This window comes from Thalassoglobus neptunius, from assembly GCF_007859735.1.
GTDB lineage: Bacteria > Planctomycetota > Planctomycetia > Planctomycetales > Planctomycetaceae > Thalassoglobus > Thalassoglobus neptunius.
This window is the reverse complement of sequence record NZ_SIHI01000001.1, coordinates 2,092,316-2,119,163: the sequence shown is the minus strand read 5'-3', so window position 1 is coordinate 2,119,163 and position 26,848 is coordinate 2,092,316. Positions and strand designations below refer to the sequence as shown.

General features: G+C 53.0%; 21 protein-coding genes. 12 read left to right on the top strand and 9 right to left on the bottom strand.

Features of this window, described 5'->3' with window-relative positions; translation table 11 throughout:
* Positions 1–84 precede the first annotated feature (84 nt).
* Positions 85–486: an ATP synthase F1 subunit epsilon gene (gene atpC, locus KOR42_RS08310; protein ID WP_146508726.1), complete on the top strand. Its 402-nt coding sequence runs from the start codon at positions 85–87 to the stop codon at positions 484–486.
* A gap of 282 nt (positions 487–768) precedes the next feature.
* Here atpC and KOR42_RS08305 read toward each other — a convergent pair whose 3' ends face one another.
* Positions 769–3,069 carry a xanthine dehydrogenase family protein molybdopterin-binding subunit gene (locus KOR42_RS08305; RefSeq protein ID WP_146508724.1) on the bottom strand — a complete coding sequence of 767 codons (2,301 nt, stop codon included), beginning with the start codon at positions 3,067–3,069 and terminating at the stop codon, positions 769–771.
* A 177-nt stretch (positions 3,070–3,246) separates the two neighbouring features.
* Between KOR42_RS08305 and mgtE the strand changes: the two genes are divergently transcribed.
* The 3 genes from mgtE to KOR42_RS08290 all read left to right on the top strand — a co-directional run bounded on the left by mgtE (position 3,247) and on the right by KOR42_RS08290 (position 6,400).
* Positions 3,247–4,608, top strand: a complete 1,362-nt coding sequence (gene mgtE, locus KOR42_RS08300; RefSeq protein WP_231740785.1) for a magnesium transporter — start codon at positions 3,247–3,249, stop codon at positions 4,606–4,608.
* Between the two features lie 237 nt (positions 4,609–4,845).
* The gene (locus KOR42_RS08295; protein ID WP_146508722.1) at positions 4,846–5,535 is read left to right on the top strand and encodes a hypothetical protein; all 690 of its coding nucleotides are present in this window, start codon (positions 4,846–4,848) and stop codon (positions 5,533–5,535) included.
* 73 nt (positions 5,536–5,608) lie between these two features.
* A complete protein-coding gene (locus tag KOR42_RS08290; RefSeq protein ID WP_146508719.1) occupies positions 5,609–6,400 on the top strand; it encodes a metallophosphoesterase in 792 nt (263 codons plus the stop codon).
* A 50-nt stretch (positions 6,401–6,450) separates the two neighbouring features.
* Here the strand turns inward: KOR42_RS08290 and KOR42_RS08285 are convergent, their stop codons facing one another.
* On the bottom strand, positions 6,451–7,800 hold the full coding sequence (locus KOR42_RS08285; protein WP_146508718.1) for an MFS transporter: 1,350 nt from the start codon (positions 7,798–7,800) through the stop codon (positions 6,451–6,453).
* 248 nt (positions 7,801–8,048) lie between these two features.
* Between KOR42_RS08285 and KOR42_RS08280 the strand changes: the two genes are divergently transcribed.
* Positions 8,049–9,056, top strand: a complete 1,008-nt coding sequence (locus KOR42_RS08280) for a DUF368 domain-containing protein (RefSeq protein WP_146508716.1) — start codon at positions 8,049–8,051, stop codon at positions 9,054–9,056.
* A 44-nt stretch (positions 9,057–9,100) separates the two neighbouring features.
* Complete coding sequence (locus KOR42_RS08275; RefSeq protein ID WP_197440981.1) at positions 9,101–11,398, top strand: DPP IV N-terminal domain-containing protein; 2,298 nt, start codon at positions 9,101–9,103, stop codon at positions 11,396–11,398.
* A gap of 45 nt (positions 11,399–11,443) precedes the next feature.
* Here the strand turns inward: KOR42_RS08275 and ispF are convergent, their stop codons facing one another.
* Positions 11,444–11,947: a 2-C-methyl-D-erythritol 2,4-cyclodiphosphate synthase gene (ispF, locus tag KOR42_RS08270; RefSeq protein WP_146508714.1), complete on the bottom strand. Its 504-nt coding sequence runs from the start codon at positions 11,945–11,947 to the stop codon at positions 11,444–11,446.
* 504 nt (positions 11,948–12,451) lie between these two features.
* Between ispF and csrA the strand changes: the two genes are divergently transcribed.
* From csrA to KOR42_RS08245, 5 genes are all read left to right on the top strand, one after another.
* Complete coding sequence (gene csrA, locus KOR42_RS08265) at positions 12,452–12,649, top strand: carbon storage regulator CsrA (RefSeq protein ID WP_146508712.1); 198 nt, start codon at positions 12,452–12,454, stop codon at positions 12,647–12,649.
* A 56-nt stretch (positions 12,650–12,705) separates the two neighbouring features.
* Positions 12,706–14,682 carry a S41 family peptidase gene (locus tag KOR42_RS08260; RefSeq protein WP_146508710.1) on the top strand — a complete coding sequence of 659 codons (1,977 nt, stop codon included), beginning with the start codon at positions 12,706–12,708 and terminating at the stop codon, positions 14,680–14,682.
* A gap of 167 nt (positions 14,683–14,849) precedes the next feature.
* Positions 14,850–15,872, top strand: a complete 1,023-nt coding sequence (locus tag KOR42_RS08255) for a bile acid:sodium symporter family protein (RefSeq protein WP_146508708.1) — start codon at positions 14,850–14,852, stop codon at positions 15,870–15,872.
* A 1-nt stretch (position 15,873) separates the two neighbouring features.
* On the top strand, positions 15,874–16,962 hold the full coding sequence (locus tag KOR42_RS08250) for an exo-alpha-sialidase (RefSeq protein ID WP_146508707.1): 1,089 nt from the start codon (positions 15,874–15,876) through the stop codon (positions 16,960–16,962).
* Between the two features lie 402 nt (positions 16,963–17,364).
* Complete coding sequence (locus tag KOR42_RS08245) at positions 17,365–18,714, top strand: Gfo/Idh/MocA family oxidoreductase (RefSeq protein ID WP_146508705.1); 1,350 nt, start codon at positions 17,365–17,367, stop codon at positions 18,712–18,714.
* Positions 18,715–18,985: 271 nt separating this feature from the next.
* Here the strand turns inward: KOR42_RS08245 and dcd are convergent, their stop codons facing one another.
* The 4 genes from dcd to KOR42_RS08225 all read right to left on the bottom strand — a co-directional run bounded on the left by dcd (position 18,986) and on the right by KOR42_RS08225 (position 23,656).
* Positions 18,986–19,570, bottom strand: coding sequence for a dCTP deaminase (dcd, locus tag KOR42_RS08240; protein WP_146508703.1), 585 nt, complete (start codon positions 19,568–19,570; stop codon positions 18,986–18,988).
* A 196-nt stretch (positions 19,571–19,766) separates the two neighbouring features.
* Positions 19,767–20,843 carry a tetraacyldisaccharide 4'-kinase gene (lpxK, locus tag KOR42_RS08235; RefSeq protein ID WP_146508701.1) on the bottom strand — a complete coding sequence of 359 codons (1,077 nt, stop codon included), beginning with the start codon at positions 20,841–20,843 and terminating at the stop codon, positions 19,767–19,769.
* Between the two features lie 39 nt (positions 20,844–20,882).
* Positions 20,883–21,323: a universal stress protein gene (locus tag KOR42_RS08230; protein WP_146508699.1), complete on the bottom strand. Its 441-nt coding sequence runs from the start codon at positions 21,321–21,323 to the stop codon at positions 20,883–20,885.
* 161 nt (positions 21,324–21,484) lie between these two features.
* Positions 21,485–23,656 (bottom strand): alanine/glycine:cation symporter family protein, encoded by a 2,172-nt coding sequence (locus KOR42_RS08225; RefSeq protein WP_146508697.1) that lies wholly within the window; start codon positions 23,654–23,656, stop codon positions 21,485–21,487.
* Positions 23,657–24,172: 516 nt separating this feature from the next.
* Here KOR42_RS08225 and KOR42_RS08220 point away from each other — a divergent pair.
* Positions 24,173–24,748 (top strand): GNAT family N-acetyltransferase, encoded by a 576-nt coding sequence (locus tag KOR42_RS08220; RefSeq protein WP_146510034.1) that lies wholly within the window; start codon positions 24,173–24,175, stop codon positions 24,746–24,748.
* 88 nt (positions 24,749–24,836) lie between these two features.
* Here KOR42_RS08220 and KOR42_RS08215 read toward each other — a convergent pair whose 3' ends face one another.
* Positions 24,837–25,394 (bottom strand): thioredoxin family protein, encoded by a 558-nt coding sequence (locus KOR42_RS08215; RefSeq protein WP_146508695.1) that lies wholly within the window; start codon positions 25,392–25,394, stop codon positions 24,837–24,839.
* A 266-nt stretch (positions 25,395–25,660) separates the two neighbouring features.
* Complete coding sequence (locus KOR42_RS08210) at positions 25,661–26,824, bottom strand: DegT/DnrJ/EryC1/StrS family aminotransferase (protein WP_146508693.1); 1,164 nt, start codon at positions 26,822–26,824, stop codon at positions 25,661–25,663.
* Positions 26,825–26,848: the final 24 nt, after the last annotated feature.

Below are 26,848 nucleotides of genomic sequence, written 5' to 3'. Positions count from 1 at the left end.
AGGTTTTCGTCAACAAACACACTTCGCCACGAGTCATTCGCTCGTGGCGAAGTTCCGTTAAAAACATATTCTGGCCCATCGAAAATGATTGCAGGCACCGAACTTCGACTTGTGCTGGTGACTCCAGAAAAGACGCTGCTTGATCAGCCAGTCAAAACACTACGATTTCCGCTTTTTGACGGACAGATCGGTGTGCTCCCAGGACGCGCCCCTCTCGTTGGTCGATTGGGGTCTGGTGCACTGCGAGTCGAAACGACTTCGGGCTCTGAAACGTTCTACATCGAAGGCGGCTTCGCTCAGATCAAAGGATCAGTCGTCACTCTCCTGACGAATCGTGCCTTGCCAGCAGGGAAAGTTGATCCCGCAAAAGCTGACGAAGAACTGCAGGCAGCGTTGGCACTTGTCCCAACTGACGAAGCGGGATTCGCCGCCAAGGACGAAGCAGTCAATCGTGCTCGCGCGATGAAGAATCTCGGCGGACGTTAACCAGTCCTCGTGTCTTCGTGACCATGAGCTTTCGTCATCACTTGAAGCTGTGCTATCTCAAAATCCGGGTTGACTCACTTGAGAGATCTGCGTCCCACATCACCTAATAGGGCGTCATTCAAGGTGAGAACTTCGAACTGCGATGCTGAAGGGGTGTGTCTGCTGATCGCACGAGCAACCCTGAAGCTTGATTTATCGGGCTCTCTTTGAATTGTCCGAACCAACGCTCCCCTTCGTGAAGAGGAGCGAGTTCGGACGGGTGCGAAGAAACCGCCTTACAGGTTACTTCTTGAGAATCTCGTGAAGAACTCGTGGTGGCGACATGGGTAGTTCTTGCATGCGGACCCCGATGGCGTCATGCAATGCGGAATTCAATGCAGCGGGTGGCGGACAGATTGGGACTTCCCCAACGCCACGCACTCCGTAGGGATGATCAGGATTCGGAACTTCAACGATGATTGTTTCGATGCTCGGGATATCGAAGCAGGTCGGCATTCGATAGTCGAGGAAGTTTGCGTTGGTCAGCAGTCCGTCCTGGTTGTAGATATACTCTTCGTTCAAGGCCCACCCGATTCCTTGAACAGCGCCTCCCTGCATTTGTCCTTCGACGTATGCCGGATGAATGGCGGTGCCTGCGTCCTGAGCGGCTGTGTATCGCAAGATTCGAACTTTCCCCGTGTCCGGATCGACTTCGAGATCAACACAGTGGACTCCGAAAGCGTTGCTGGAAGCTGGTGCACTGATACTCGCCGAGGCTGTGATTGACTCGCCGGTCGCGATGATCTTCCCAGCGAGATCTTTGAAGCTGATGGACTGATTCCCCGGTCCTGAGATTGTTCCGTCGTCCTCGTACCGCACGTCGGTCGTGTCGCACTCCCAGATTTTCGCAGCCCGGGCACACATCAGTTCTCGAATCTTAATCCCCGCTTCATAGACAGCCATTCCGGTTGCCAGCGTCACTCGGCTTCCGCCCGTGACGTCTGTGTAACCCACGGAATCGGTGTCGGCAACGATTGGTTGAACGTCTTCTGCTGTGATTCCGAGTGTCTCGGCGAGTTGCATCGCCAGTGACGTTCTCGTTCCGCCGATGTCTGTCGAGCCTTCGACGAGAGTCACTTTTCCATCGGTATTGACGTTGACTGTGACGCTCGATTTGAGTCCGGCATTGAACCAGAATCCCGATGCGATTCCACGTCCGCGATTTGGACCTTCGAGCGGAGAATTGTAGTGCTCGCTTTCGCGAATCACATTCAGGCACTCGACGAGACCGACTCGCGGAAAGACCACTCCATCCGGCCGGCGGGTTCCTTCCCGAGCGGCATTGTCGATGCGGAACGTTAATTTGTCGACGTTGAGTTGATCGGCAACTTCGTCGATCACAGCTTCAATCGCGAATGCCGCATTCGTCGATCCGGGGGCACGATAGGCGTTGGTTCGAGGCTTGTTGACGCAGACGTCGTAACCTTCGACACGTGCGTTGGGAATGTCATAACAAGCGAGGATACACATGCAGCCCGGGTTGATTGGTGATCCGGGATACGCCCCCGCTTCGTAGGCCAGATAGGCTTCGCCCGCAACGATCTTCCCGTCACGGTTCGCTCCGATCTTGACGCGAATATACGAACCTGGTGTCGGCCCGGTCGATTGAAAGACGTCTGTCCGGGACATCGTCACTTTGACCGGTCGCCCCGATTTTTGGGACAACAGAACGGCGACAGGTTGCTCGTAGACGGAGATTTTCCCGCCGAAGCCTCCGCCAATTTCCTGCGGAACGACTTTGATCCAGGTGAGCGGAATTTCCAAAAGCTCAGCAACCTGCTGACGGACGGTGAATGCTCCCTGTGTACTCGTCCAGATCGTGCATCGCCCGTCTCCATGCCAGAGTGCAGTGGATGTGTGTGGCTCGATGTACCCTTGATGTACGGTCGCGGTTCGGAATTCCCGCTCAACGACAACATCTGCGGAAGAAAACGCGGCGTCGGGATCTCCTTGCTCGTAGAGAAACTTCTCTGCGACATTCGTAGGTTCATCGGAAACGACTTCCCCGAATTCGACCGTTCGCACGTCGTCGTTTAAGACGGCCGCATCAGGCTTCATCGCTCCGATCACATCAATGACAACGGGCAGCTCTTCGTATTGGACTTCGATCAACCGGGCTGCTTCTTCAGCGATGTGAATATTATCCGCAGCGACGGCAGCAATTGGGTGTCCCTGATAGAGAACTTTGTCTTTGGCGAGGATATTCGCACTCAGGTGTCGCAGGTTAACCGCGCCTTCTCCGAGTTCAGCGACTCGATCGCCTACTTCGGGGAGATCAGCGCCGGTCACGATCGCTCGCACTCCGGGCAATGCTTCTGCACGCGAAGTATCAATTGCGATGATTTTTGCATGAGCGACGGGGCTGCGAAGCACGTATCCATGCAGCATCCCGGAGAGTCGGACATCTGCCCCGTATTTGGCGCGTCCTGTCACTTTGTCCGCTCCATCGTGGCGGACGGGACGCGTTCCGATCACCTGATACTCGCGATCATGATGTCTGACGGTTTTCGAGCCGTTGGTCGCGGGGCCTTCTGCAATCGACATTCATTCTCTCCTGAGTACGGATGGTATCTCAACTTTGTACGAAGAGGCATTTGAACTGGCAAGCTTCAACACTTACTGATGACAGGAATTCGCACGACTGGGGTTGTCGCCGATCGGCTCAACGCGTGCTATGATGCTCCTCTCTCGATTGCGTGATTTTCTCGCGGACCTTTCTCCATGACCTCTTCAATTTTCCATTCGCTTCTTGAGCCAGACATCGTTCAGATGATTCAAGGAAACGATGAACTCGGCCTGCGCGAGTTTTGCACGGCGCTCTATCCGGGTGTCGTTGCAGAGATCCTTGAAGACATGGAACCGGAAGAAGCATGGAAGGTTCTGAAGCACGCTCCGGCCTCGACACAAGGGGAAATCTTTCCGTTCTTCGACATCAGCTTTCAGGTCAAACTTGTCGAACTTGTCGGAGACAAGCCCCTTTCCCGGATCATCGAAGAAATGTCTGGGGACGACCGGGTCGATCTGCTTGAGCGGATGGATCCCGATCATGTCGAAACTGTTCTGAGACTGGTGGCGCAAGCGGAGCGAAGTGACATTCGCAAGCTGCTCTCCTATCCGGAGTACAGTGCTGGCTCGATCATGACGACCGAGTACGCGTCATTGCCAGCTGATATCTCGGTCAAGGAAGCTCTGGAGCGGCTGCGCGTTCAGGCACCGAGTCGGGAAACGATTTACTACATCTACATCACCGACGAAGGTCGGCATTTGCTGGGATTTTTGTCGCTTCGAAAACTGATTCTCGCCAAACCGACAACGCGACTCGAAGAGATCATGCAGCGCGACGTGATTTGCGTGCGGGTCGACGATGATCAGGAACACGTCGCGAACGAAATTGCCCGATACGACTTTATCGCGATTCCCGTTGTCGACAATCAAAACCGGCTCGTCGGGATTGTGACTCACGATGATGCCGCCGACGTCATGCAGGAAGAAGCGACGGAAGACGCCCATCTGCTCGGGGCGGTCCAGCCGCTTGAAGATGGGTACGTCGCAACACCGTTTTTCGAATTGGCATGGAAACGCGGAGTCTGGCTGGTCATTCTCCTTTTCGCTGCTTCGATGACAGCGAAGGTTCTTCAATACTTCGATCCCGGAGATGGGGGAACCTGGATGGTTCTCTTTTTGCCGATGGTGCTCGCGAGTGGAGGAAACGCGGGTTCTCAATCGGCAACACTCGTGATTCGTGCACTCGCGCTTCACGAAACCGACGGGCGCGTTTCCTGGATTGCGTGGAGAGAAATTCGCATCGGTGCCTTGCTCGGGGCAATTCTGGCGCTGATCTCGTTCATCGTCGCATACCTGATGATTGGCATTCAAGCGTCGATGGTTGTGACTCTAACGGTTTTTCTGGTCGTCACGGTTGGAACACTGTCCGGAGCGATGCTTCCGCTCGGACTCAAAAGACTCGGAATGGACCCCGCGTTTATGTCCAATCCGCTCATCGCTGCCCTGAGCGACATGCTGGGAGTCGTTATTTACTACTCCACAGCCTCAGCGACCGTTCAACTCTTTACGACAGCCTGAAAACACCTCGAAAACTCGTCTCGCATCAATCGGGGTTTCGAAAGACAATATAAATCTCATGCTCTGAGATCGCATCCAGAGCGTATGATACAAGAGACACTTTGAGCAATTTCTTTCCATTGCACTCACTTGGACTGTCGCCAGGGCGAGCCGACACGGTTCTGACCACGTTTGCTGGTGTCCATTCGCGACGTCCAATTCGATAGATGCGTCACTATTTCAGCAGAGAGGCAGGATATGGTCCGGTCGACGAGTTACAACGGAATCCTTGTACTTCTTCATCTCATCTTCGTTATTCCGCTGAGCGCTCAAGGTTCCCGGGCTCTTCCAACGGAGACGCGGAATCTCGACGTGAAAGCGGACCGTGCTCAACAAGAGTATCTGAATTCGCTGTTTGAACTTTCGAAGAACTATGAAGACATCGGTGCGATCGATAAATCGAAACAAATGCTCAATGCCATTCTGACCGTGATGCCCGACGCGGAAGCTGTCAAGAAGAAGCTTGAAGAGTATGACAACGCGGTTTTCGAGGATCAGGTTCGCACTTTCGACCTTGACACCTCTTTGGGATGGACACAGTCCGGGATTCGCGTTACCAAAGGCAAACCCATTCGTATTGAAGCGACTGGTAGTTACAAATTTATCGTTAACGCAGACCTTGGCCCCGAGGGTTACGACAGTAACAGTGCCGCTCGTGATCTCGTTCACGGCGTTCCCACGGGGGCTTTAATGGCGGTGATTGCTCCGATTCCATCTCCGAAAGGTGGGAAGAAAAAGAGCCCCGAACTCGAGCCGTTTCTGATCGGAGAGCGAAAAGAGTTTGTCCCGGAAGAGTCGGGAACTCTACTCCTCAAAGTGAATACTCCTCCACTTGCCAAGTGCATCGGCAAACTCAAAATTAAATTGAGCGGAAACATCTCTCGATAGTTCTTATCACCGAAAGCAAAGAGTCATTCTGACTTGCGCTTGAGGGAACTGCGATCATCAAAGAAGGTTCTCAGTGGTTTTTCCTAGAAAGATTGACGGCCCCGTTGCGGTCATCGGCGACATTCACGGACAGGTTGACAAACTGATACGGGTCATCGAGCAACTGCGTGAGATGCCCGACTACCAGGATCGATGGATTGTCTTCATTGGCGATCTTGTCGACCGTGGTCCCGACCCATGCGGTGCCATTGAATTGTTCATCGATCTCATTCGCGACCATCCGAAGACGACGATTGTCTCCGGGAATCACGAACTCGCCATGGCTGGCTCGTTAGGTCTGTTCGAGGAAGCAGAGGCGAATGAGTGGGGGAACCGTTGGATTGACCACTACGGATCCGAGCAGACCTTCGCAAGCTACGGAGTCTCACCGGGCAATCTTCCGGAACTTCGACTCGTCGCACCGGAAACGCATCTTCAAGTCCTGATGCACGCGAACTGGATCGTTGAGCACCCCGATTACCTCTTCGTGCACTCCGGACTTGATCCCGAGGAAGGTCTGCAATCTCAACTTCAGACACTTCGATCGCGGGACTTTCAGCTTCGTCGGCCGGAATGGCTCTGCTCAAAGACACTTCCGTTTCACAGCCCGCCGAGCGAATGCCTTCAGATCGTTGTTTCCGGCCATGCTCATGTGTCGCAAGTCATCTTCGCGAAGAAACGAATCTTGCTCGACACAACTGGGGGAAGAGAAGGGAGCCTCAGTTGCGTGCTGTTGCCGGAAAATCAGGTGATCAATTCAGACGATTTCCTTGCGCTGCCTCCGCTCTACTCTCCGGAGTCGGAAATCGCAGAAGTGGCCCTTTAATCCACACAACGACGTTCTCGATTCCCGTGCGCTTGCCTGAGTTGCTTTGTCTACTGCCGTAGACAAGCCTCACTCGTTTTCGGGTCATTCTGAATGACAGACCCTAAAGACGGACGAGAGTCCGCAGGAGAGACGCTGTGGCTGTGACGCAGTTTTGCTTCTCTCTCCATTCGCTTCCGATGCATCAAGACGTCTGCATCAACGAGCTTTGAAGTCAGCAGACCGTACGAAACCCCGACGACTCCGAGTGTCCCACTGACGACGAAGAACATTGAATGGAAGCCGTAATGGTCGATGATCCAGCCCAAAAACGGAGCTGTGAGGATCGTCCCGAGATCGATTGCCGCCAGCGTGACCGATGTTCCCGTCCCGCGATATTGTTCGGGAAACGCTCCAGCTCCCATTGATACTACACAAGGGAAGAGAAGTGCGTGGCCGAACCCGAGACACATCGCCGGCATAATGAAGTGAAAGTCCTGGGTCACAAACGTCATGAGGAAATGTCCCAGCGAATGCGAAAGTAATCCCATCGCGATCAGTCGATGTCGCCCGACGGACTGACTCCACTGACGCGCAATGATCCTCAACGTGAATGCTGTAATCGCATACGCAGTGAAAAACGTCCGAATCCCGCTCAGCCCGAGCTCCGTCGAATATCGCGTGAGGAATGTCATCGTCACAGCAAAGCCGATCCCCATCATCACCGTCACGATCAGAACACTGGAAGGCCAGTAACGAACGAGAAGCTTATGAATTGGCGGACTGACCTCAGGGCGCCGGTGAACATCTTTCGACGTCAACCAGAATGCGAGAGCTGTGTGAAGAAATCCGAACAGGAAGACGAGCCCGAACAGCACATAATATAACTCGCTGTTGTTGGGAAATTTCAGAAAGACGAGATCACCTAGTTGTGCTCCGAGAATCATCCCGACAAAGCCGCTTGCCCCGAAAGTCCCGATGATCTCCGTCCGTCGATCTACTGGAGCGAGGCTTTGAATGTATGACACTGACGACGCAAACATCCCTGACAGCCCGACCACGAAAATGATTCGTGCCAGGTAGAGCTGAAGTCCGATCGCTGATGACGTCATCATCAGCAACCCGCCAGTCATATTAATGGTTGCACATATCAGCCAGATGCGGCGAATTCCGAACGTATCAAGCGCCTGACCGAGAAAGGCTCGAAAGAAGAGCGAGCCGAGCAACCCGACACTGACGATGAAGCCGGTCGTTTCTTCCGTCCCTCCGAGAAACTTCACGAACTCGGCAAACCGAAACGTCATCGTGTTGGCGGTCACCATCATGACGTTGGCGGCAAACGCGATCCAGAAACGTCGCGTATAGATCCTTTGCGCAGAATGATCACCGTGTTCCGGTGTCTGGGCGTGTGGATCTGTCATGGGGAGAAGTCTCTATCTGCAGGGGGCAGCTTGGAGGGCGCCTTGAAGAGTTGTCATATTACCACAGTTGTCGCCTGCGGACAGGGGGATTTGTACCAGTTCAGTGATTTGGACACCTCTCTTCCTTGCGAAGTTCACGTCAGTTCAAGAAATGTTCATCACTTGTTTGTCAGAATGACGGTAGGCTACGCTGACCACCCCGATTGGGTGCGAACGATCACATCAATAAGCGCAAATCACTGAATTCCATGACTGACCAGCCCGACCACAATCGACGTGAACCCATTCCTTCTCAGGCGGACTTCGCCAATCTTGGTCGCGGGCTGTTGATGGGCGGTGCCGACATCATCCCCGGAGTTTCAGGGGGGACGGTGGCTCTCATTCTGGGGATTTACGAACGCCTCGTCACCGCGATCAGCCACGTCGATGCGAAGCTCGTCTCGCTGGTGGCTCAACGGAAGATTCGAGACGCGGCAGATCGCATCGACCTCAGACTGTTGATCCCGTTGGGAATCGGAATTCTTTCCGGAGTGATCGCTCTGGGAAGTGTGATGCACACGCTTCTTGAAGATCATCGGCAACTGACTTTTGCAGCCTTCTTCGGAATGATCAGCGCGAGCTGTTATCTCGTGTTTCGATTGATCGGAAAGCCGACGGGAGGCAATCTCGCGTTGCTGGCGGGGGGAGTCGTCATCGCGTACGGAATCGTCACACTTCCCGGACTCAAAACGCCTCCGGACGCTCTCTGGTATGTCTTTCTCTGTGGAGCTGTCGCCATCTGTGCGATGATTCTTCCCGGAATCAGTGGAGCCTTCATCCTGCTCGTGCTCGGGAAGTATCACGAGATCACCGGGATCATCAAAGAAGTCCTCAAACTGAAGCTGTCCGTATCGTCGGTCATGACAGTCATCGTCTTCGCGTCCGGCTGCCTGATTGGGTTGATCTCCTTTTCAAAGCTCTTGCGATGGCTCCTTGCTCACAAAACCCCCCAGACAATGTCGGTGCTTTGCGGCTTCATGATTGGTTCGCTCTACAAAATCTGGCCGTTTCAGATCGACACGACTCCTGAAATTCGTGAGTTCAAGTACAAACACTTTGAACCCGTTCCGCTAACGGACGTCCCGCTCAATGGACAACTGCTGCTCACAATCGCAGTCGCCGTCGTGTCAGCGATCGCGGTTCTAATGCTGGAACGGCTGGGAACGAAAAAAGAGACGATCCAACCAGAGAGTCTCCCAAGCGACGAAAACAGTTGATCGACTTACTACCGGTCAGAATCATCACGGAAGGAAACGCTCGCATGAGACTCACTTTCTCCAGAATGGCCACTTGCTTACTTCTTGCCTCCGCAATCAGTAGTCAATTCTTCTGCGAGTCCTCAGTGTGGGCTCAAGGAACGGCCGACGACTACGCTCGCTCCGAATCGCTTCGCAAGAAATGGACCGGAACAGTCTATCGAGACCGCGTGGAGCCTCACTGGAGTGAGTCAGGAAACGACTTCTGGTACCGCGTTCGGACGGGCAAGAACCAGCATCAATATGTCGTCGTTAACGCACCATCAGGAACTCGACAACCCGCTTTCAATCACGAAGCTCTCGCCAAACAACTTTCTGAAAAGACCGGAAAGAGCTTTGACGCCGACCGTTTGAATGTTGAGTCCATCGAATGGAACAACGACAGCACCGAACTCACAATTTCGATCGATGAACTGCAAGTCCGGTCGAACTTAATGGACGGAACGGTTCACATTCTCGAAGAGAACGAAGAACCAACTCAAGAATCAGCCCCCGATGAAAATCAAGACTCCTCCGATCGTCAAAGAGAGCGAGGACGTCGATCCCGAAGGCGGACACAATCGCCCGATGGAAGGTTCCGTGTTCAGCTTGATGATGGAGACTTGATCATTCTGCAAGGCGATGAAGACGACGCTCAGGAAATCCTGCGCGGGGCTGCGTCGGAAGAGTCAAAGTTCACAGAGTCTGGAGCGTCGTGGTCACCCGACTCGAAGAAGCTCGTCGGATTTCGCCGCACCGATGGGCAATCTCACCTCGTCCACTACGTCGAGTCTTCTCCGAAAGACCAACTGCAACCCAAAGTTCACAGCCATCAATACCTCAAGCCGGGCGATGATATTCCGCAGCATGAACCGGTCCTGTTCAACATCGCCAAGCGGTCGATCATTGAAATCGACAGTGAATTGTTTCCGAATCCATGGATGTCGACTCCGCGAATTCACTGGCTTCCGGATTCGAGCCAGTTCCTGTTCGTCTACAACCAGCGCGGCCACCAGGTTCTGCGAGTCATTTCTGTCGACGCGGAAACAGGGAAAGCCCGCACGATCGTCGACGAGCAAAGCGACACATTTGTCGACTACGCCTACAAGCAGTTCCTCGAAATTCTTCCGGAGTCTGGCGAGCTGATCTGGATGTCGGAACGTGATGGATGGAATCACCTCTATCTTTACGACCTCAACACTGGGGATGTCAAAAATCAAATCACGTCTGGAGACTGGGTCGTCAGGAAAGTTGTGCGTGTCGATCCTCAGTCGAGAGTCATCTGGTTTGAGTGCTCAGGCGTTTATCCCGAGCAAGATCCTTACTACGTCCACTTCGCTCGCGTGAACTTTGACGGAAGCGACTTCACGTTGTTAACCGAAGGAGATGGGACTCACTCGGTTCAGACGTCTCCGAACGAACGCTACCTCATTGACCAGTGGTCGCGAGTCGACTTGCCGCCTCAAACAGAACTGCGCGATGCACAAACCGGTGAGTTGATCTGCAAACTTGAACAGGCAGACGATACAGAATTGCGAGATGCTGGCTGGATCGCGCCGGAACGATTCGTCACCACCGGGCGAGACGATCAAACTCCGATCTACGGTGTCATCTTTCGCCCGACCAAATTTCAACCTGGGACGAAGTATCCTATGATCGAGAAGATCTATGCTGGGCCGCATGGTTCTTTCGTCCCGAAAAAATTTCAGGAATTCCACTCCTCTCAGGAAGTCGCCGAGATCGGATTCATCGTCGTTCAGATCGATGGGATGGGAACCTCAAATCGCTCGAAAGCCTTTCACGACGTCTGCTGGCAAAACCTTGGCGACTCCGGATTTCCCGACCGAATCAAATGGATCAAAACAGCTGCCGAGACCTATCCGGAATTCGACCTGACTCCGGGCGTCGGAATTTACGGTGGTTCCGCCGGAGGACAAAGTTCGACCCGCGCGCTGCTTGCTCACGGAGACTTTTACACGGTCGCTGTTTCCGACTGCGGTTGCCACGATAACCGCATGGACAAAATCTGGTGGAATGAACTTTGGATGGGCTGGCCCATCGGTCCGCATTACGAAGAACAGTCGAATGTCACGAATGCGGACAAGTTGCAGGGCAAGCTCTTTCTGACCGTCGGAGAGAAAGACACGAACGTCGATCCCGCTTCAACGATGCAGGTTGTCAATGCCCTGATCAAAGCGAACAAGAAGTTCGACATGCTCGTCGTCCCCGGGCATGGCCACGGTGTCGGAGAAATTCCGTACATGAAGCGAAGGCGTATCGACTTCTTCGTCGAACACCTGATGGGAAAGACTCCTCCCAACTAAATCGAAAACTCTTCACGGCTCCTCTCACGAAGAACATCGCGAGAGTCACTCAGCTTCGGGTTTCTTCACGAGCATAATGACCACTTCAGCGCAGAGGGCTTCCTCGCGTCCGACCGGGCCGACTTTCTCGCCGGTCTTCGCTTTAACGTTCACGCGCTCCGCCGAAACCTGAAGCAGCTCCGCAACTCGATTGGCAATCTGTTCCTTGTAGGGCGACAGCTTTGGCTTCTGCGCGAAAACGATTCCGTCGACGTTGTTGATGTGCCATCCGGCAGCAAACGCACGATTGAGAACCTTTGAGAGTAGCTCAGCTGAGTCGGCTCCCTCATGCTCGGCAGCGGTATCAGGAAACCATTCTCCAATATCTCCCCATCCCAGCGCCCCGAGAATGGCGTCAGTCAGGGCGTGAAGCAAAACGTCTCCGTCACTGTGAGCAACAGCCCCGAGATGATGATCGATCTCGACACCTCCGATGACGAGTCGCCGACCTTCTTCCAGTCGATGGGTATCGTGCCCCAGACCAACTCGCCACTCCGCAGACTCTCCCATCGCTTCTGTTCCTTTGCATTACTTCCCATCGCCTGTCCGGGCTTTGTCCCTGAAAGTCGGGCCGCGACACTCTCCTGAAAGGCCGGGCTGGATGTCAACATTCGCAGAGTCGGAAACTCCGATTTGCGACGGACACCAAATTCGCACTTCGCGAAAGTGTCCATAATTCGACACAACTCTCAGAGCATCCAACCGGCAAGACTTGCCAATTGTCAACAAAGTGACACACGTCCGGTTGTAAGGTCGTCAGTTTGCTTCACTCGGCGATGCATTCCTTACAAACAATTCTTCTGGATTGAGTCAACCCCAATTCCCAAAGAGCTTTCCAATTCTTTTGAACCCCTTGAAAACAAACATGTTGCAACACAAGAACAAACTCCTCCAAAGAGTTTGGCACGCCCCGTGCATTAGGTTTCTTTCACTTGGCCACGATGGAAGTCAAGACCAATCGCAGGTCATGAAGAGCCGAAACTTGACATTATTTCCAAGGAAAAGGATGAAAAAATGCTCGTTCTCACACGCAAAAAGAATGAAACGATTCAAATCGGTGACGACATCGTCATCAAAGTGATATCAACAGGACGCGGCAAAGTGAAGATCGGAATCGATGCTCCTGCCCATGTCCGAGTTTTGCGAGGGGAGCTCGACACGACCCTTCGAAACACAAATGTGACCTCAACTGACCCGACCATCAAAGTTTGACCCTCCTTCAAAGTCTTCGAATCCTTCCAACTCTTGAACCAAGGAACGTGTTCACTATGAGCCACTCAATCAAAAACAACCTGACCAGCACTTTCGTCGCAACGCTTGCTTTCCTCGTTCTCCTCGGCGGTGGGTTCGCCCACTCTGAAATGACGACTCAGAACGTTGCAACAAGCCACTCGTCATTCTCTTCAAACAATAATGAACGGAACAACGTCGCAGCCGCTGAAGGTCGCTTCGACATTTCTCATGACGATCGCGGAATGCCGCTCGCCCGTGAGGACGTCGCCCCGATCAGAACGGCGGTGGTGCCAGGGCGGGGCCAGTCAACACCTGCCTACCCGTCCTACACCCCAGCTGCTCCAGGATACTCGAATCCTGTCCAACAGCAGTTCCCTTCACAACCTCAATACGTTGTTCCAGGAACCGGTGCCCCTTCGACACCGATCAATTTCCCAAATCAAAATATCCCAACACAGAACCCGTACACTCCAACGCAGAATCCTTCGACTGCTCCAACACCGGATAAGAAGCAAGCTGAAATCACGGCACGTTTCTCTGACCCCAAGATGCTTGGATTCCTTTCCAATGCTTCGATGCAGCAACTGACCAGCTTGTACCACGAAGTCTCTCGAATGATTGATGCACGACACGTGAATCCTGTGTCTTACGAAGTTCGAGTCTCTTCATCGGTGGAATACCTCGTCGCTGCTTTGAGCAATCCAACATTCCTGCGAGCCACTGGAGCCTCTGCAAACCAGAACACTATTCAACAGACTCAATCGGAACTGTTGCAGATCACCCGCAGCCAGCCTGCCCGATCCGCAACTGAAGCAGTCGGGGTGATGCAGTGGACTGCCGAACTCGTGAACCGTCAACTCGGAATTCGTCGTGAAGCAGTTGCTTTGGAGTTCATCAACGGAACCATCGACTCACTCGATCAGTACTCAGCCTTCATGCCTTTAGCCAGTGCCTACGCTCCGGGAGCCACAGCTGAACCGATTCGAACCGTGAGCCTCGAAGAGAACATCGTGGGAATTGGTGTTGAACTCGAATCACATCCACGAGGAGCAATTCTTGTGGGAGTCATTGACAACAGCCCAGCCAGCGAACTCGGACTTCAGGAAGGAGACATCATCGTCGCCGTGAACCGTGAGTCGATGAACGGTCTCGACCTGAATGCTGTCGCTGGAAAACTTGGCGGATCGATCGGAACTGTGATCACCCTCGACATTGACCGCAACGGACAACTGTACCGCGGAAACGTCACTCGTCGCTCCATCTACGTGAGCAGTGTGACCGGCACGAAGATGATCGATACGCAAAACCAAGTCGGATACGTTCGCCTGAAACAGTTCTCAGCATCCTCCAGAAAAGATCTCGAAGCCGCCTTGTGGTCGCTTCACAATCAGGGAATGAAATCGCTGGTCATGGACCTGCGAGGCAATCCCGGAGGATTGTTGGACCAAGCCATCGACGTTTCCAACCTGTTCGTTCCTTGTGGAACCATCGTTTCAACGAAAGGCCGAAATGTTTCAGACAACATCCAGGAAGAGGCAACTTACCAGCAAACCTGGAACACACCTTTGGTGGTTCTCGTCGACAAAAACTCAGCAAGTGCCAGTGAGATCTTCGCTGCAGCTATTCAGGAAAACGGCCGTGGTTTGATCGTCGGACGACAATCGTACGGAAAAGGAACTGTTCAGACTCACTTCCCACTGGAAACGGTTTCTGCTCAGTTGAAACTGACAACAGCCAAGTTCTACTCCCCAAAAGGACGCGAAATGGCTGGAGCAGGTGTCACCCCGGACGTTTACGTTCCCGAATCGACCTCAACCGGAGTTGCTGGAACGAGTCAAGACACGGACATCAACGCCGCCTTGGCACAAATCAGCCAGGGAATCCCATTCCAACTGGCACAACAAGCTGCGTCTTGCCGAGATGGTCATTCGGAAGCGAATCATCAAGCGATTCCTTCCACGACACCTTCCATCAACACTCAACCATTCCAAATGAATCTGTCGAGCAACTAAGCTTGGCTGACATCAATTGAAGTGTCATACGCACCACCTCGGAGTTTTCTCTGAGGTGGTGTTTTTGGTTCAGTTGAACCTGACTGCGATTTGACCGGGGAGATACTGGACCTGCTTGTCTGCGTCGCTTACTCTGCCGAATTCCGATTCGACCACGAAACTCAGCGATGCTGCAAAAACACCTTCTCCTCTGGCTCACACTCAGTTCCATGCTGGCCGGCTTCTGGCCGAACCTGTTTGGAGCTTCCGCATTCGATCCGTTTCTTGCCAGTGCATCACATATTGGTTGGATCGTCGCGGCTGTGATGTTTTGCGTCGGAACTCTGTTGCCAACAGACGAAGTTCGCAACGTCCTGAACCGGTGGCCACTCATTGTGGGTGGAACGGCCGTTCAATACATCTCGATGCCGTTTCTTGCCTGGGCAGTCGCCACGGCTTTCGGAATGACGGGCGATCTTTGCGTGGGAACGATCATGGTCGGATGCGTTCCGGGTGCGATGGCTTCGAACGTATTGACGATGGTCGCCAGAGGAAACGTCAGCTACTCCGTCGGGCTGACGACTTCGGCCACGCTTCTCTCTCCGCTGATTGTTCCCGTCGCACTTCGACTGACACTCGGTGCGCAAGCGGACGCAGAATTTCTGACGAAATCAGCAGTCTCTCTCGTGATTCAAGTTGTGATCCCCGTCCTTTTGGGACTCTTCAGTCAGCGACTCTCACTCCTCAAGCAGATCGCTGATCGTATTTCCGGAAACGTCGCGAACGTCAGTATCCTCTGGGTGATTGCGATTGTCGTGGCGGCCAACAGACAGGCCATTCAAGAGTTTCCTGTCGTGCTGATCGCGGGCCTGTTGCTGATTAATCTCGGCGGCTTTCTCGCAGGGCAACTGGGAGGACGACTGCTTCGTCTCGATTCCGGAATGCGACGCGCCTTGATGCTGGAAATCGGGATGCAAAACGCCGGCGTGGGAGCGAGTCTGGCGAAAGGGCTCTTCCCTGATAATCCCCGAGTTGCACTTCCGTGCGGGCTGTTTGCCTTTGGATGCATGACGACCGGAACACTCCTCGCCCAGTTTCTCCGCAATCGAACCGCAGAGACTGAAGACTCGCTGAACACCACTGAACGGCCGACCGATTCGGCTTCTTCAATCTCAACAAATGAATCGACAGAACCCGCAAAGGAAATGTGACATGACGCTGCCTCTCGAACTCCAAGAGAAACTCAACAACCTCGCCCACGCACTGATCGATCAAAAGAAGGCCCGAGTGATCGTTCCTGCTCAAGATCAGTCGACAGGTTTCTGGTTCGGCGGCGGGAACATGATCGAGTCCGCAGAAGGGGATCTTTACCTCGTCGGCCGGTATCGCAACTTCGGAGATTCGCGAACCGGAATCGGAGCGGGAGAACGCGGACTCGAGCTGTCGATCTTTCAATCGTCCGATCAGGGAGACTCGTTCGAAAAGATTCTGAAGTGGTCCAAGGCTGACCTCAACGTCGGAGAGACACCCGTCCTGTCGATTGAAGGCAGTGCCCTGAGATGGACTGATCAAGGAGTGGAACTTCTGGTCTCTACCGAGAAAGACAACATCGGCTACCCGCAAGAAGTCGAAGGATTCCTGAAGCCCGGAACCGGAGTTTGGACGATCGATTCCATCAAGGCCGATTCCGTCGAGAGGCTCAAGAACGCTTCCGTGACGCCGTTTCTTTCGAGTCAGGAACCGAACTGGTTGCACGTGAAAGATCCCTTCGTCTATTCCAACCCACAATCCGGATCGACTGTGTTCTGTTGCACTCACCCGTTTAACTGGGCGAGTTCGAACACAGCTTTCGTCGATCCCGAAGGGACTCTCGTTTCCGACTTCTTCCCGAGAGGCATGTCCTGGGACGTTGCCATGACTCGCGGAACAGCCCTGTTGGACGTCCCGATGGTGGGTGCATTCGAAGAGATCGACGCAACACTCGTTTTCTACGATGGCGGCGAATGTGTTCGCGACCTCGATCAACACAAAGAAGCTGTGACGCGCCCTCGAGGGTACTCCTGTGAGGAGCTGGGCGGATTGGCATTTTTCAGTGATGGAGACCTTTCGCAGATCCATCGAATTTCACGCCACTTTCCGAGCTTCATCAGCCCGTACGGAACGGGTTGCAGCCGATATGTCGACGTTTTCCCGACAAGCCGCGGCCTGATCGCGACATGGCAACAGAGCCAGGATGACGGCTCGCAGCCGTTGGTGATGAACATTCTGTCAAACGCCGAAGTTGAATCGATCTTGGCTTAGGGCGGTTTTTGATTGGGTTTGCACTCACTCGCACGAGCATACTCAGCTTTTTCCCTGATGAAACAGCGCAAGCGAGTGCTCGTGCGCTTCGTTTCAATTCGGCAGGGCGATGTGTCCACGTAAACTGCCGGTGCCGGTTTTCGTTCCGATTTTTGTCAGGGTTGCAAATCAGGCCGCGAAACACCGTTCTTCAGCGGTTTTCGATCCCCAATTCGAAACGCATTCCGGCGAGCATCAACGAGTCAATATCCGCTGATGGCTGTATTTTCGCAGCGATTCTGCAATCATAGAATCTCGGATTTCAAGGAGTCCTGCATCGGTCGATGTGCTCAATGAGCGCAGTCGACTCAATCGGCTCCTTTGCAACGATTCAGATATTCTTAAACGAGATGTGGAGTATTCATGACTGAACCAACTCGAAGAGACTTTCTTAAAACGACCTCAGCTGCTGCCGCACTGGGAACGGGAGTTCTGAGCAGTGTTTCGGCGAAAGCGTTCGCAAGTGGCGATGATGTCGTCAAAATCGGACTGGTTGGATGTGGAGGACGCGGAAAAGGAGCAGCCTCGCAAGCACTTCAATCTCCGGGAAATGTCAAACTTGTCGCGATGGGCGATGCGTTTCGAGATCAGTTGGACGGAGCACTCGATAACATCGAACGATCAGTTGCCAAAGACGAAACGGCAATCATCGACGTTCCGGAAGAAAACAAGTTCGTCGGTTTCGATTCGTTTCAGAAAGTCATGGACAGCGGAGTCGATGTCGTCATCCTCGCGACTCCTCCCGGTTTCCGACCGATGATGTTCGAATATGCTGTCAACAAAGGTCTCCATGTCTTCATGGAAAAACCTGTGGCCACCGACGCAGCTGGCGTCCGACAGGTTCTTGCGGCAGCCAAAATCGCGAAAGAGAAGGACCTGAAAGTTGGTGTCGGACTCCAGAGACACCACCAGACCGTCTACCGCGACTTCATCAACCGAATTCACGATGGTGACATCGGCGATGTTCGTGCTCTTCGTGTTTACTGGAACGGCGGAGGCGTTTGGGATCCTCGACGTACACGTGATCAAGTGAAGTCAGAAATGGAATACCAGATGCGCAACTGGTACTACTACAACTGGCTCTGCGGTGATCACATCAACGAACAGCACATTCACAACATCGACATCGGAAACTGGGTCATGCAGAAGTACCCTGTCTCCGCGATCGGAATGGGCGGTCGTGAAGTGCGAACAGATCCGAAGTACGGCGAAATCTTCGACCACTTCGCGGTTCAGTTCACCTACGATGACGGTTCGGTCATGTTCAGTGAATGTCGCCATATCCGCAACGTGTGGAACAGCGTCAGTGAGCACATTCACGGGACCAAAGGAATCGTCAACCTGAACGGAAGCAAACCACGTAACTGCAGCATCGACTGGTTTGACGGAAACTCGGAACGCTTCAAAGGCGAAAACCCGAACCCGTATCAGGTGGAGCACGATGATCTCTTCGCAGCGATCCGCAACGGCGAGTCCTACAGCGAAGCGGAATACGGTGCGATGAGCACAATGTCTTCCATCCTCGGACGAATGGCGACCTACTCCGGTGACGAAATCACCATGGAGAAAGCATTGAACGAAGGTCCACAAATCGTTCCGGCACTGGCCGATCTCGGATGGGACGTTGCACCGCCAACAGTTCCAGATTCCGAAGGACGCTACCCCGTTCCAGTTCCAGGAGTGACCGACGTCTTTGCAGCTCCAGGCAGCTAAGACGTTTTCGCGGTTTCTCTGTCCGCACCGGAAATTGCTTCATTCATTGAATGCTGCGTTTTCTAGTGCGAGAGACAGAGAACACATAGTGAAAATGCGATCGAGAGATCGAAACTGATTCCTTCAACAGGCCGTTGGCAGTTTTTGTCAACGGCCTGTTTTTTTGTCCGCTGAGCGAAACTCCAATCTCACAATGGTCCACTCCGTGACTCTTGAAGGAATGCAGAATTCCTTCAATGAGACCGCAAGTGCTGAAAGACGAATCGCAGAATCAACTGAGTCCGCCCGGACGAGTTTGAGCTTGAAACTGACTGTCGTTCCGAAACGGGACTCCTTCAACGGTTTCCACAATCAACTGACAGATTGGAGTCTTCGGATAGAGGGCGAGGCTGTAAGGGCCGAGATTGATCAGTTCGAGGGCGATCGATCCTGCGAACCCAGCATGGATCGTCGGAGCAGTGAAGTGCACCAGCAATCCGCATCGTGCGTGCGAACTTCGCCCTTCGACACGGGCTGCGAGACACGTTTTCTCTTCGCGAATTGGGAGTTCGACACGTTCGAAAGTACGTCCCAGAACGAGTCGTCCGGGTTTCAGAATAAACGGTTCATCGTCTTTGAGAAGAGTTGTTTCGAACTGAAAACCGACTCGCGATAAAAAGTCGCCATTGCGAAGGTCAATCACAGCCTGTTGCTCGTCACGAAAAAAGGCGATCTCTTCCCCCAATTGAAGGTCGACGGACGAAGTTTGATAAGGACACGCCTGCCCGGATCCAGGTCGACGGGGAGACGGTTCCGGTTCGATCACCAGACTCCCTTCATCGAGACATTGTTGAATAGCGACGTTTGAGAGAATCATGGTTTTCAGGCAATGACAAAGGGACGAATTGAATGCGACCGATTCACATTTGAATATGCTTCAAGATCCTCACTGCAGACTTGCAACATTTGATCTTCGGTCGAGTTTCTGACCAATTGAGGGAATCCCTTCCATCAACAGTTCAAATCCGTTCAGTTGTTTCATTCACTCAAGTGCAAGCGATCGAATTGATGAATTAAGACTCGGGGAGCCGCTCGTCACTTGCCGCGTTCAACAGAGTTTCTTCCCAGACTGCCTGAGAATCCAGTATCTCCAGTGAAATTTCGATCGCCCAAACCGGAAGATCTCCGATTCGATCGTCACCAATTTTCACGAGGTCTTTCGCTGTCGTCATCAGTGAAACCGAATCTTTGGCACTCGCTGTCTTCAGGATTTTCGACAAGTCCTCAGCCGAGTAGTGATGATGATCGGGAAACTGAAGGAAGCGATCATCATCGAGTTCGAATCCAACGCTGTTCAACGTTCTTCGGAAAGCTTCAGGATGACCGATCGCCGAAAATGCGAACACCTTCTGATCCTGCAGTTCAGAAAAGCTCGCAATCTCCCCGCCGGAGTTCCGCAATCCGGTGGGGACAAAACGACTCGACACCACCGGACAGTCTGTGTAGCTGCGCACTTGTTGGCGGATGATTTCTTTCTCCGCTTCGGTCACCTGATCCGCCCGTGTCAGAAGCACAATGCTTGCCCGTGAAAGCCCTCTCGCTGACTCGCGCAACAGCCCGCGAGGCAGAACATGACCGTATCCCCATGGATTCAAACAATCGATAAGCACAACATCGAGGTCACGGTGCAAACGTCGATGTTGAAATCCATCATCAAGGATGATGACGTTCGGGTGATGTGAATCGATCAATTGTCGAGCCGCTGCCACTCGATCACGATTCTGAAAGTGGGGGACATTGGGGCACAACTTCTGAAGCAAACGGTGTTCATCGTTTCCTTCATCATCGAGACTCCGATAACCGCGACTGACGATTCCGGGACGAAGACGATGTCTTTCGAAGAAGTCGCACATCCAAGCGACGGTAGGCGTCTTTCCGGTCCCTCCAGTGGTGACGTTTCCAATCGAGATGACTCGACTCGAGACGCGTTGAGGTTTCTTCAACCCAGTGTCGAAGAGAAAGTTCTTCGACTGGGCTCCAGCAAGATAAAACGGTTCCAGAAGAGAGAGCAGACCGCGCAACAGCGCGGGAGCGACTCCTGATTGCCGACCGCAAATGACCTCCAGGAATTTGTGCTCGTTGACCAGCATTCCGACTCTTTTTGACGGGATCAGGGAATGCAGCCGATCTTATTCGGCATCCTGGCGACGCAGGACGAGCACCGCACATTCGGCATGACGAATGACAGATTCCGCAACGGATCCCAGCAGAAATCGCTTCATCCCGTGATATCCGTGAGAAGAGACGACGATCAAATCGGCGTTGACTTCAGTGGCGAACTCGGTGATTTCATTGGCAGGACCACCAACTCGAATATCGAGCGATGCACCTGTTGCTCCATGAGTCTGCAGGAACTTCTCGGCGAACTTCGTGACCGTTTCGATTCGATGTTCGTCTGACAAGTCTCCCCAGACAACGGCCGGTGAAATGGCTTCCAGTGGCGGGAGCACATGAATCACGCGGAGTTTGGAAACGTCTCCGGCGAGAGCGAGGGAAGTCTGAAGCGCGTTCTGTGACTCTTCCGAGAAATCAACAGGAACAACGATCACATCGTAGTTGAGCTGAGACATAAGTCGATCGTCCGTGTAGATGCGACTGATAAACCAGTACTAGAGCAAGTTGCTCTTTCCTGTGCACTCGCTTGCACTGTTTCATCAGGGAAAAAGGCTGAGTCTACTCGTGCGAGTGAGTGCAAACCAAAACAAAACATGCTCTCAATCATTTGAACCTGTCAGCGGTAGGTTTTGAAGTCACCTGCTTGATAACGTTTCCAGTATTTGAGCAGATCACTTCGCACAGATGGCGACAGCAAAACGACCCCGAGAATGTTCGGGAACGCCATTCCGAGGATCATCATGTCCGAAAAATCGAGCACACTTCCCAGATTCACAATGGTCCCAATGAAGACACAAATGACAGCGAGGAACTTGTAGATAATCGTGCTTCTTGCACCAAAGATTGTTTCCCACGCCTTCTCGCCATAGTAACTCCACGAAATGATCGTTGAGTAAGCGAACAACGTCACAGCAATACTCAACACCATCGGAAACCACGAAATCTCTTCTTTGAAGGCTCGTGACGTCAACGCTGCACCTTCCAGACCTTGCTCGACGATCCATTCGTTATTGTCCCATGCTCCGGTAATCAGAATCACGAGCGCGGTCATTGAGCAAACGATGACGGTATCGATGAATGGTCCCAGAAGAGCGACGCAGCCTTCTCGAACCGGTTCTTCCGTTTTCGCAGCACTGTGAGCGATGGCTGCACTTCCTGCACCGGCTTCGTTACTAAATGCCGCTCGCTGAACTCCAACGACCAGCACTCCGACGATTCCGCCTCCCATCGCTGCACCGGTGAAGGCTTCAGTGAAGATGGTAGCAATCAATCCGGGAACGCGGTCAATGTGCATAATGATGATGTACAAGCACGCGGCCGAATAAACGATGCACATTGTCGGGACGATCTTCGACGCAGCTGCTGCGATTCTCTTGATCCCACCGAGAATCACCGCTCCGACAAAGAACGCCAGCACAAGTCCGAAAATCACCTTGAACTGCTGCTCGAAGGCAGCCAACTGGTTTTGAAGATCTTGTTTGCGGGCTTGAAGCGACTTCATTTCCCCCTCTTCTCCCGCAACGGCGGCGACCTTGATTTGGTCGTTGAGAGTTGAGAGCTGCTGCAAATCGTTCTGCTGAAACATTTGCAGCATGGCACTTCCTGACTGATTCGCCTGAAGCATGTTCCCCCCGCCAAAGCTGGCGAGAATACACATCACTGTGAAGACAATGGCAAGAACGGTCCCGAGCGGCCCCATTCCCTTTTCCTGAAGCCCGACCTTCAAGTATCGCATCGGTCCGCCGAGAACAGTCCCGTCGGGCTTCACGCTTCGATACTTTTGCCCGAGGGTACATTCGGTGAACTTGGTACACATTCCGAAGATTCCACAGAGAAGCATCCAGAAGAAAGCTCCCGGTCCTCCGAGTGTCATCGCAATTGTGACCCCGGCGATATTCCCCAGCCCGATGGTTGCCGAGAGCGCAGACGCCAGCGCCTGGAAGTGAGTCACTTCTCCGTCTTCTTCCGGGTTGTCGTACTTGCCTCGAACAATGTCGACAGCATGCCGAAATCCCCAAATGTTGAAGCCTCTCATATAGAGCGTGAAGAAGACCGCCCCTGCGGCCAGCCAGGCAACGACAATCGGAATCCCCCCGACCGATTCATTGAACAAGTAGGGTTTGTCCGACGAAAACGGATCGGGATTCTGTTTGAGAAAGCCAAGAGCATTCCAGTCTTCCGCTTCGGTGGGAGAGATGATTTGCTCGCCGGGAAGATTCCGTTTCTTCTGAACGATTCGATAAGCATCAATGGTCGGGTCAAACCGAAACCGGCTTCCGTACTTGAAATTCCCCTCGGGCCCATCGAGCTTGACCGTCACGTATTCGATCGGTTCTCCATTCATGAGACCGTTTCGATAGTATTTTTCCTTCCCCTCGATCACGTCCCCCACAACCAGTTTCCCCTGAGCAGCGAGGATCTCAACCTGTGACGCATCGAGTTCACTCGCATTGAACCCGTTGTCTTCTGAGAGCGGAAGAAAGGGAGTGTCCGTGCCCCGAACTCGCCAGTAAACAGCGTCATCCTCAAAAACGAGGTATTCCTTTTCCGTCTTCCCGAGCCGGTAAAACAGCACGGTTTCAATTGCTGTGACAGCACTCTTGAAAATCGAATCGACTCGTTCGAACCCCGTCGGAGGTGGTGGGTCGTCGACAATCGGAGCGACCGTTGGCAACGGAGGGGTTTCAGTTTCGGCCTCGATCTGTGGCCCTTCTTGAGAATACAACACGGGGCAAATGATCAGCACAATCAGAATGGTCCGTGCGATCAGCCTGGCAGGGAATTTCATGGGCAATCTCGTTGGCAACTTCGATCTTTAAGGAGTGGCTGAGTTTACGTCGATCGCTTATTGAAACTCAATCCCAATGGTTCACACATTCTTGTCATTCACCGGCCTTGGCAATTCCAAACACCGGAAAGTTTTCATGAAACGTTCAATTCAAAATCGGTGCATATCCAATCATGAGGATGTGTCGGGCCACCAAAACCAATGTGCTGATTCTGTCTGAAAGGAATCGGTTCTGCCAAACGATCAGTCATTGCAGCATGACACAGGTCTGTCAATCAGCCCGGAAGACAGAACTGGATCCGAAAGAAGTGTCGCGACCAAGGCGAACACATTTTGACTCAGGAGCGCCCCGGATTACACTGAGAGAGAGTCGCTCGTCCCAGCACTCTCGCCCGATCGACTTTGCTCTCTGAGATTGTTATTCGTGCGAGATTGCAAAAACCAGTTCGCCCAATGCTCTCGAGAATTATGAGCACAGTGACATCGTTACAACCAAAATTCCTGAAACGATTTCGTATGGAAATCGATTTTCTGGAAGTCAGCTTGCCTCGGCCCGATCTGCCTGACGGTTACACTTGGTCCGAATGGCATCCGTCATTGTTGCATGAGCATGCACTGGCCAAATTTCTCAGCTTTCACAATGAACTGGATAGCCAGATCTTTCCGGCCCTTCGAACCGTTGCCGGTTGTCGTGATTTAATGCGATCGATCGCCAACCACAAAGCGTTTCTTCCGCAATCCACCTGGCTGATTCGTGCTGCTCAGAATGACTTTCGTCCGGAATTTCCTTGCGGAACCATTCAGGGGCTCACACAAAGCAGCAAATTGGGTGCAATTCAGAACATCGGAATCATTCCGGAACACCGAGGTTTAGGTCTCGGTCGCGCACTTGTTTTGAAGAACCTTCACTGTTTTCGATCGTTTGGAATGCAGCGAGTTTATCTCGATGTTTCGGCTGAGAATGAACCGGCCGTTGAACTCTACCGGTCCATTGGGTTCAGACACGTGAAGACGAGCTATCGGGAAATTGTGCTGCCGCTGCCGAAATCATCAGAGGCCGCGACAGCAACAAGTCATCCTTCGCCCACGTAAAGCGGGCTCGGGAGTTGAAGATATTTCCACAGTGAAGAAAGCCGTAACCGACAAACGCCTCGAACGACGAAACTCTCATGTCGAGTGATCAGTCGCCGTGAAGATTTCGCAGACGTGTCGACGTTCGCAGCATCCACTGAATCCGCTCGAATTCGTCCAGCCAGTCTTGAACAACCGCCGCTGTCAGTCCATCGCCTGAAACGATTCCTGTGGGACAAGCTGCGCCCGCTTGTGAAGCAACCACTGATCGACATTTCGACAGAGTCCGATCACCGGCTCGCCCGCAGAAGTGTCCATCCTCGCTGAGAAAGACCAATGCTGGAACTCGTGCTCCGCCGCAAGTTTTCAAATTCTCACTGAGATCAGGTGTGTCGTCGCGGTCAGCGAAGTGAACACGAATCTTCGGATTCACTTCTGTGAAGCGATCGAAAATCGGACACTGGTTAACGCAGTCTCCACACCACGCACCCGCCATCACGAGGACTTTCATCTCGCGAGTGAATGACTTGAGCAACTCAACTTGTGCAGCTGTGAGTTTGACCGACTTGCGAAATTCACTCCATCGATGGTTCTGATCGGGAGTTGCGTACCGCTCAAGAAATTGTGAGTACGGAAGTGCTTCTTCAAAGAACTGATTGTAATCCATGACGCGAGAAACTCTCTAAAGTCAGTTGCTGTTGTGCAAAAGATAGATCGACGAGCACACGGATCGAGGTCATTTTCATGATTCCTCTGCACTCGTTTTTGTTCGATAAATGCTGCGTTCGCTCGCGCGAATCGCGACAAACCTGAGATGAAGAGCCCCGAGAGCAATTTGCTCTTTCCTGTGCACTCGCTTGAACTTTTTCATCAGGTAACAGGCTGAGTTTGCTCGTGCGAGTGAGTGCACACCAAATCAGAAAATGCTCTAGATCAGGGTTGAGTTAGTATCCTCGCGTGTCGCGTCAACTTGTCAAGTGCGAGAAAGAACTGCCGAGCTGCGGGCTCTCCGCCTAACAGGAATGGATGGTGCAACACGACGATTTGCTCATGCGCGCGATCAGCGACGGTCAATTCCTCGACACATTCAAATCGCCGCTTCGAGTGAATTCGGTGCAAAGCAGGGAAGCCGACGTTGATCGGAATCCCTTCTGCTTTCATGGCTTCACAGAACCGCTCCCGCGTCATGCCTTCAAACTGTTGCGTCTCATACCAGAACCCGAGTTTGTAGTAGTCAGCGATTGAGTTCTCTCGACAGGAGAATGGTCGCAATAAATGACTATCCATTAACTCGCGACGAATTGCGTCAACACACTCCTGACGCTGGCAATGTCGCTGCGGAAGCGATTCGTATTGCGGGACGAGAACAGCAGCTTGCATCTCGGAAAGCGGATACGCGAGGTTCCCTCGCTGGCAATACGTTTTGATTCGCTGTGCAATATCGTCGCGATGGGTCAAAACCGCACCGCCCCGTCCGGAAGTGAGCAGTTTGCTTCCTCCGAAACTGAGGATCGAAACATCCGCTTGTGAACCGACGACGGAATTGCCATCGCGAGCACAACTCGACAACTGACAACAATCTTCGATCACTGCAATTCCGAGATCTTCTGCAACGCTCGTCACTCGCGACAAATCGACAAGCCCGCCGTGCAGATGAGAGACGATGATCGCTTTCGTGTTGTCCGTTGCGGCAGCCGCGATTTTTTCGACATCCAACTGCCCGTCAGCATCACGAATATCAATTAGAACCGGGATCGCTCCGAGTTGGACAACGTTGACAAAGTTGGCTTTGAAGTCATAGGCAGACATCAACACGCGATCGCCGGGCGCGATTTTCAGTCCACGCAGTGCCAACTCCATCGCCACGGTGCCACTCGAAACCAGTTGCACGTTTGTCAGCTGGTACAACGTCCTCAGTCGCTCTTCGAGTTCGGTTACATATTCCGCGTGATAGCGACCCCAGGCTCCGGTTTCGATCAGTTCGCGAAAGCGCAGCTGCAATGATTCATCACAGATTGGCCAATCCGAATTCCCGCCTTCGCAGACAGGAGTTCCCCCAAGGAGCGCCGGGAATTCTGAATCACTAGAAGTTGCCATAACGAAGGAAGCTCGTTTCGGTCA

Coding starts and splice junctions, on each gene's coding strand:
- atpC (WP_146508726.1), top strand. CDS start 85: ATGATTGCAGGCACCGAACTTCGACTTGTGCTGGTGACTCCAGAAAAG.
- KOR42_RS08305 (WP_146508724.1), bottom strand. CDS start 3,069: ATGTCGATTGCAGAAGGCCCCGCGACCAACGGCTCGAAAACCGTCAGA.
- mgtE (WP_231740785.1), top strand. CDS start 3,247: ATGACCTCTTCAATTTTCCATTCGCTTCTTGAGCCAGACATCGTTCAG.
- KOR42_RS08295 (WP_146508722.1), top strand. CDS start 4,846: ATGGTCCGGTCGACGAGTTACAACGGAATCCTTGTACTTCTTCATCTC.
- KOR42_RS08285 (WP_146508718.1), bottom strand. CDS start 7,800: ATGACAGATCCACACGCCCAGACACCGGAACACGGTGATCATTCTGCG.
- KOR42_RS08280 (WP_146508716.1), top strand. CDS start 8,049: ATGACTGACCAGCCCGACCACAATCGACGTGAACCCATTCCTTCTCAG.
- KOR42_RS08275 (WP_197440981.1), top strand. CDS start 9,101: ATGAGACTCACTTTCTCCAGAATGGCCACTTGCTTACTTCTTGCCTCC.
- ispF (WP_146508714.1), bottom strand. CDS start 11,947: ATGGGAGAGTCTGCGGAGTGGCGAGTTGGTCTGGGGCACGATACCCAT.
- csrA (WP_146508712.1), top strand. CDS start 12,452: ATGCTCGTTCTCACACGCAAAAAGAATGAAACGATTCAAATCGGTGAC.
- KOR42_RS08260 (WP_146508710.1), top strand. CDS start 12,706: ATGAGCCACTCAATCAAAAACAACCTGACCAGCACTTTCGTCGCAACG.
- KOR42_RS08255 (WP_146508708.1), top strand. CDS start 14,850: ATGCTGCAAAAACACCTTCTCCTCTGGCTCACACTCAGTTCCATGCTG.
- KOR42_RS08250 (WP_146508707.1), top strand. CDS start 15,874: ATGACGCTGCCTCTCGAACTCCAAGAGAAACTCAACAACCTCGCCCAC.
- KOR42_RS08245 (WP_146508705.1), top strand. CDS start 17,365: ATGACTGAACCAACTCGAAGAGACTTTCTTAAAACGACCTCAGCTGCT.
- dcd (WP_146508703.1), bottom strand. CDS start 19,570: ATGATTCTCTCAAACGTCGCTATTCAACAATGTCTCGATGAAGGGAGT.
- lpxK (WP_146508701.1), bottom strand. CDS start 20,843: ATGCTGGTCAACGAGCACAAATTCCTGGAGGTCATTTGCGGTCGGCAA.
- KOR42_RS08230 (WP_146508699.1), bottom strand. CDS start 21,323: ATGTCTCAGCTCAACTACGATGTGATCGTTGTTCCTGTTGATTTCTCG.
- KOR42_RS08225 (WP_146508697.1), bottom strand. CDS start 23,656: ATGAAATTCCCTGCCAGGCTGATCGCACGGACCATTCTGATTGTGCTG.
- KOR42_RS08220 (WP_146510034.1), top strand. CDS start 24,173: ATGGAAATCGATTTTCTGGAAGTCAGCTTGCCTCGGCCCGATCTGCCT.
- KOR42_RS08215 (WP_146508695.1), bottom strand. CDS start 25,394: ATGGATTACAATCAGTTCTTTGAAGAAGCACTTCCGTACTCACAATTT.
- KOR42_RS08210 (WP_146508693.1), bottom strand. CDS start 26,824: ATGGCAACTTCTAGTGATTCAGAATTCCCGGCGCTCCTTGGGGGAACT.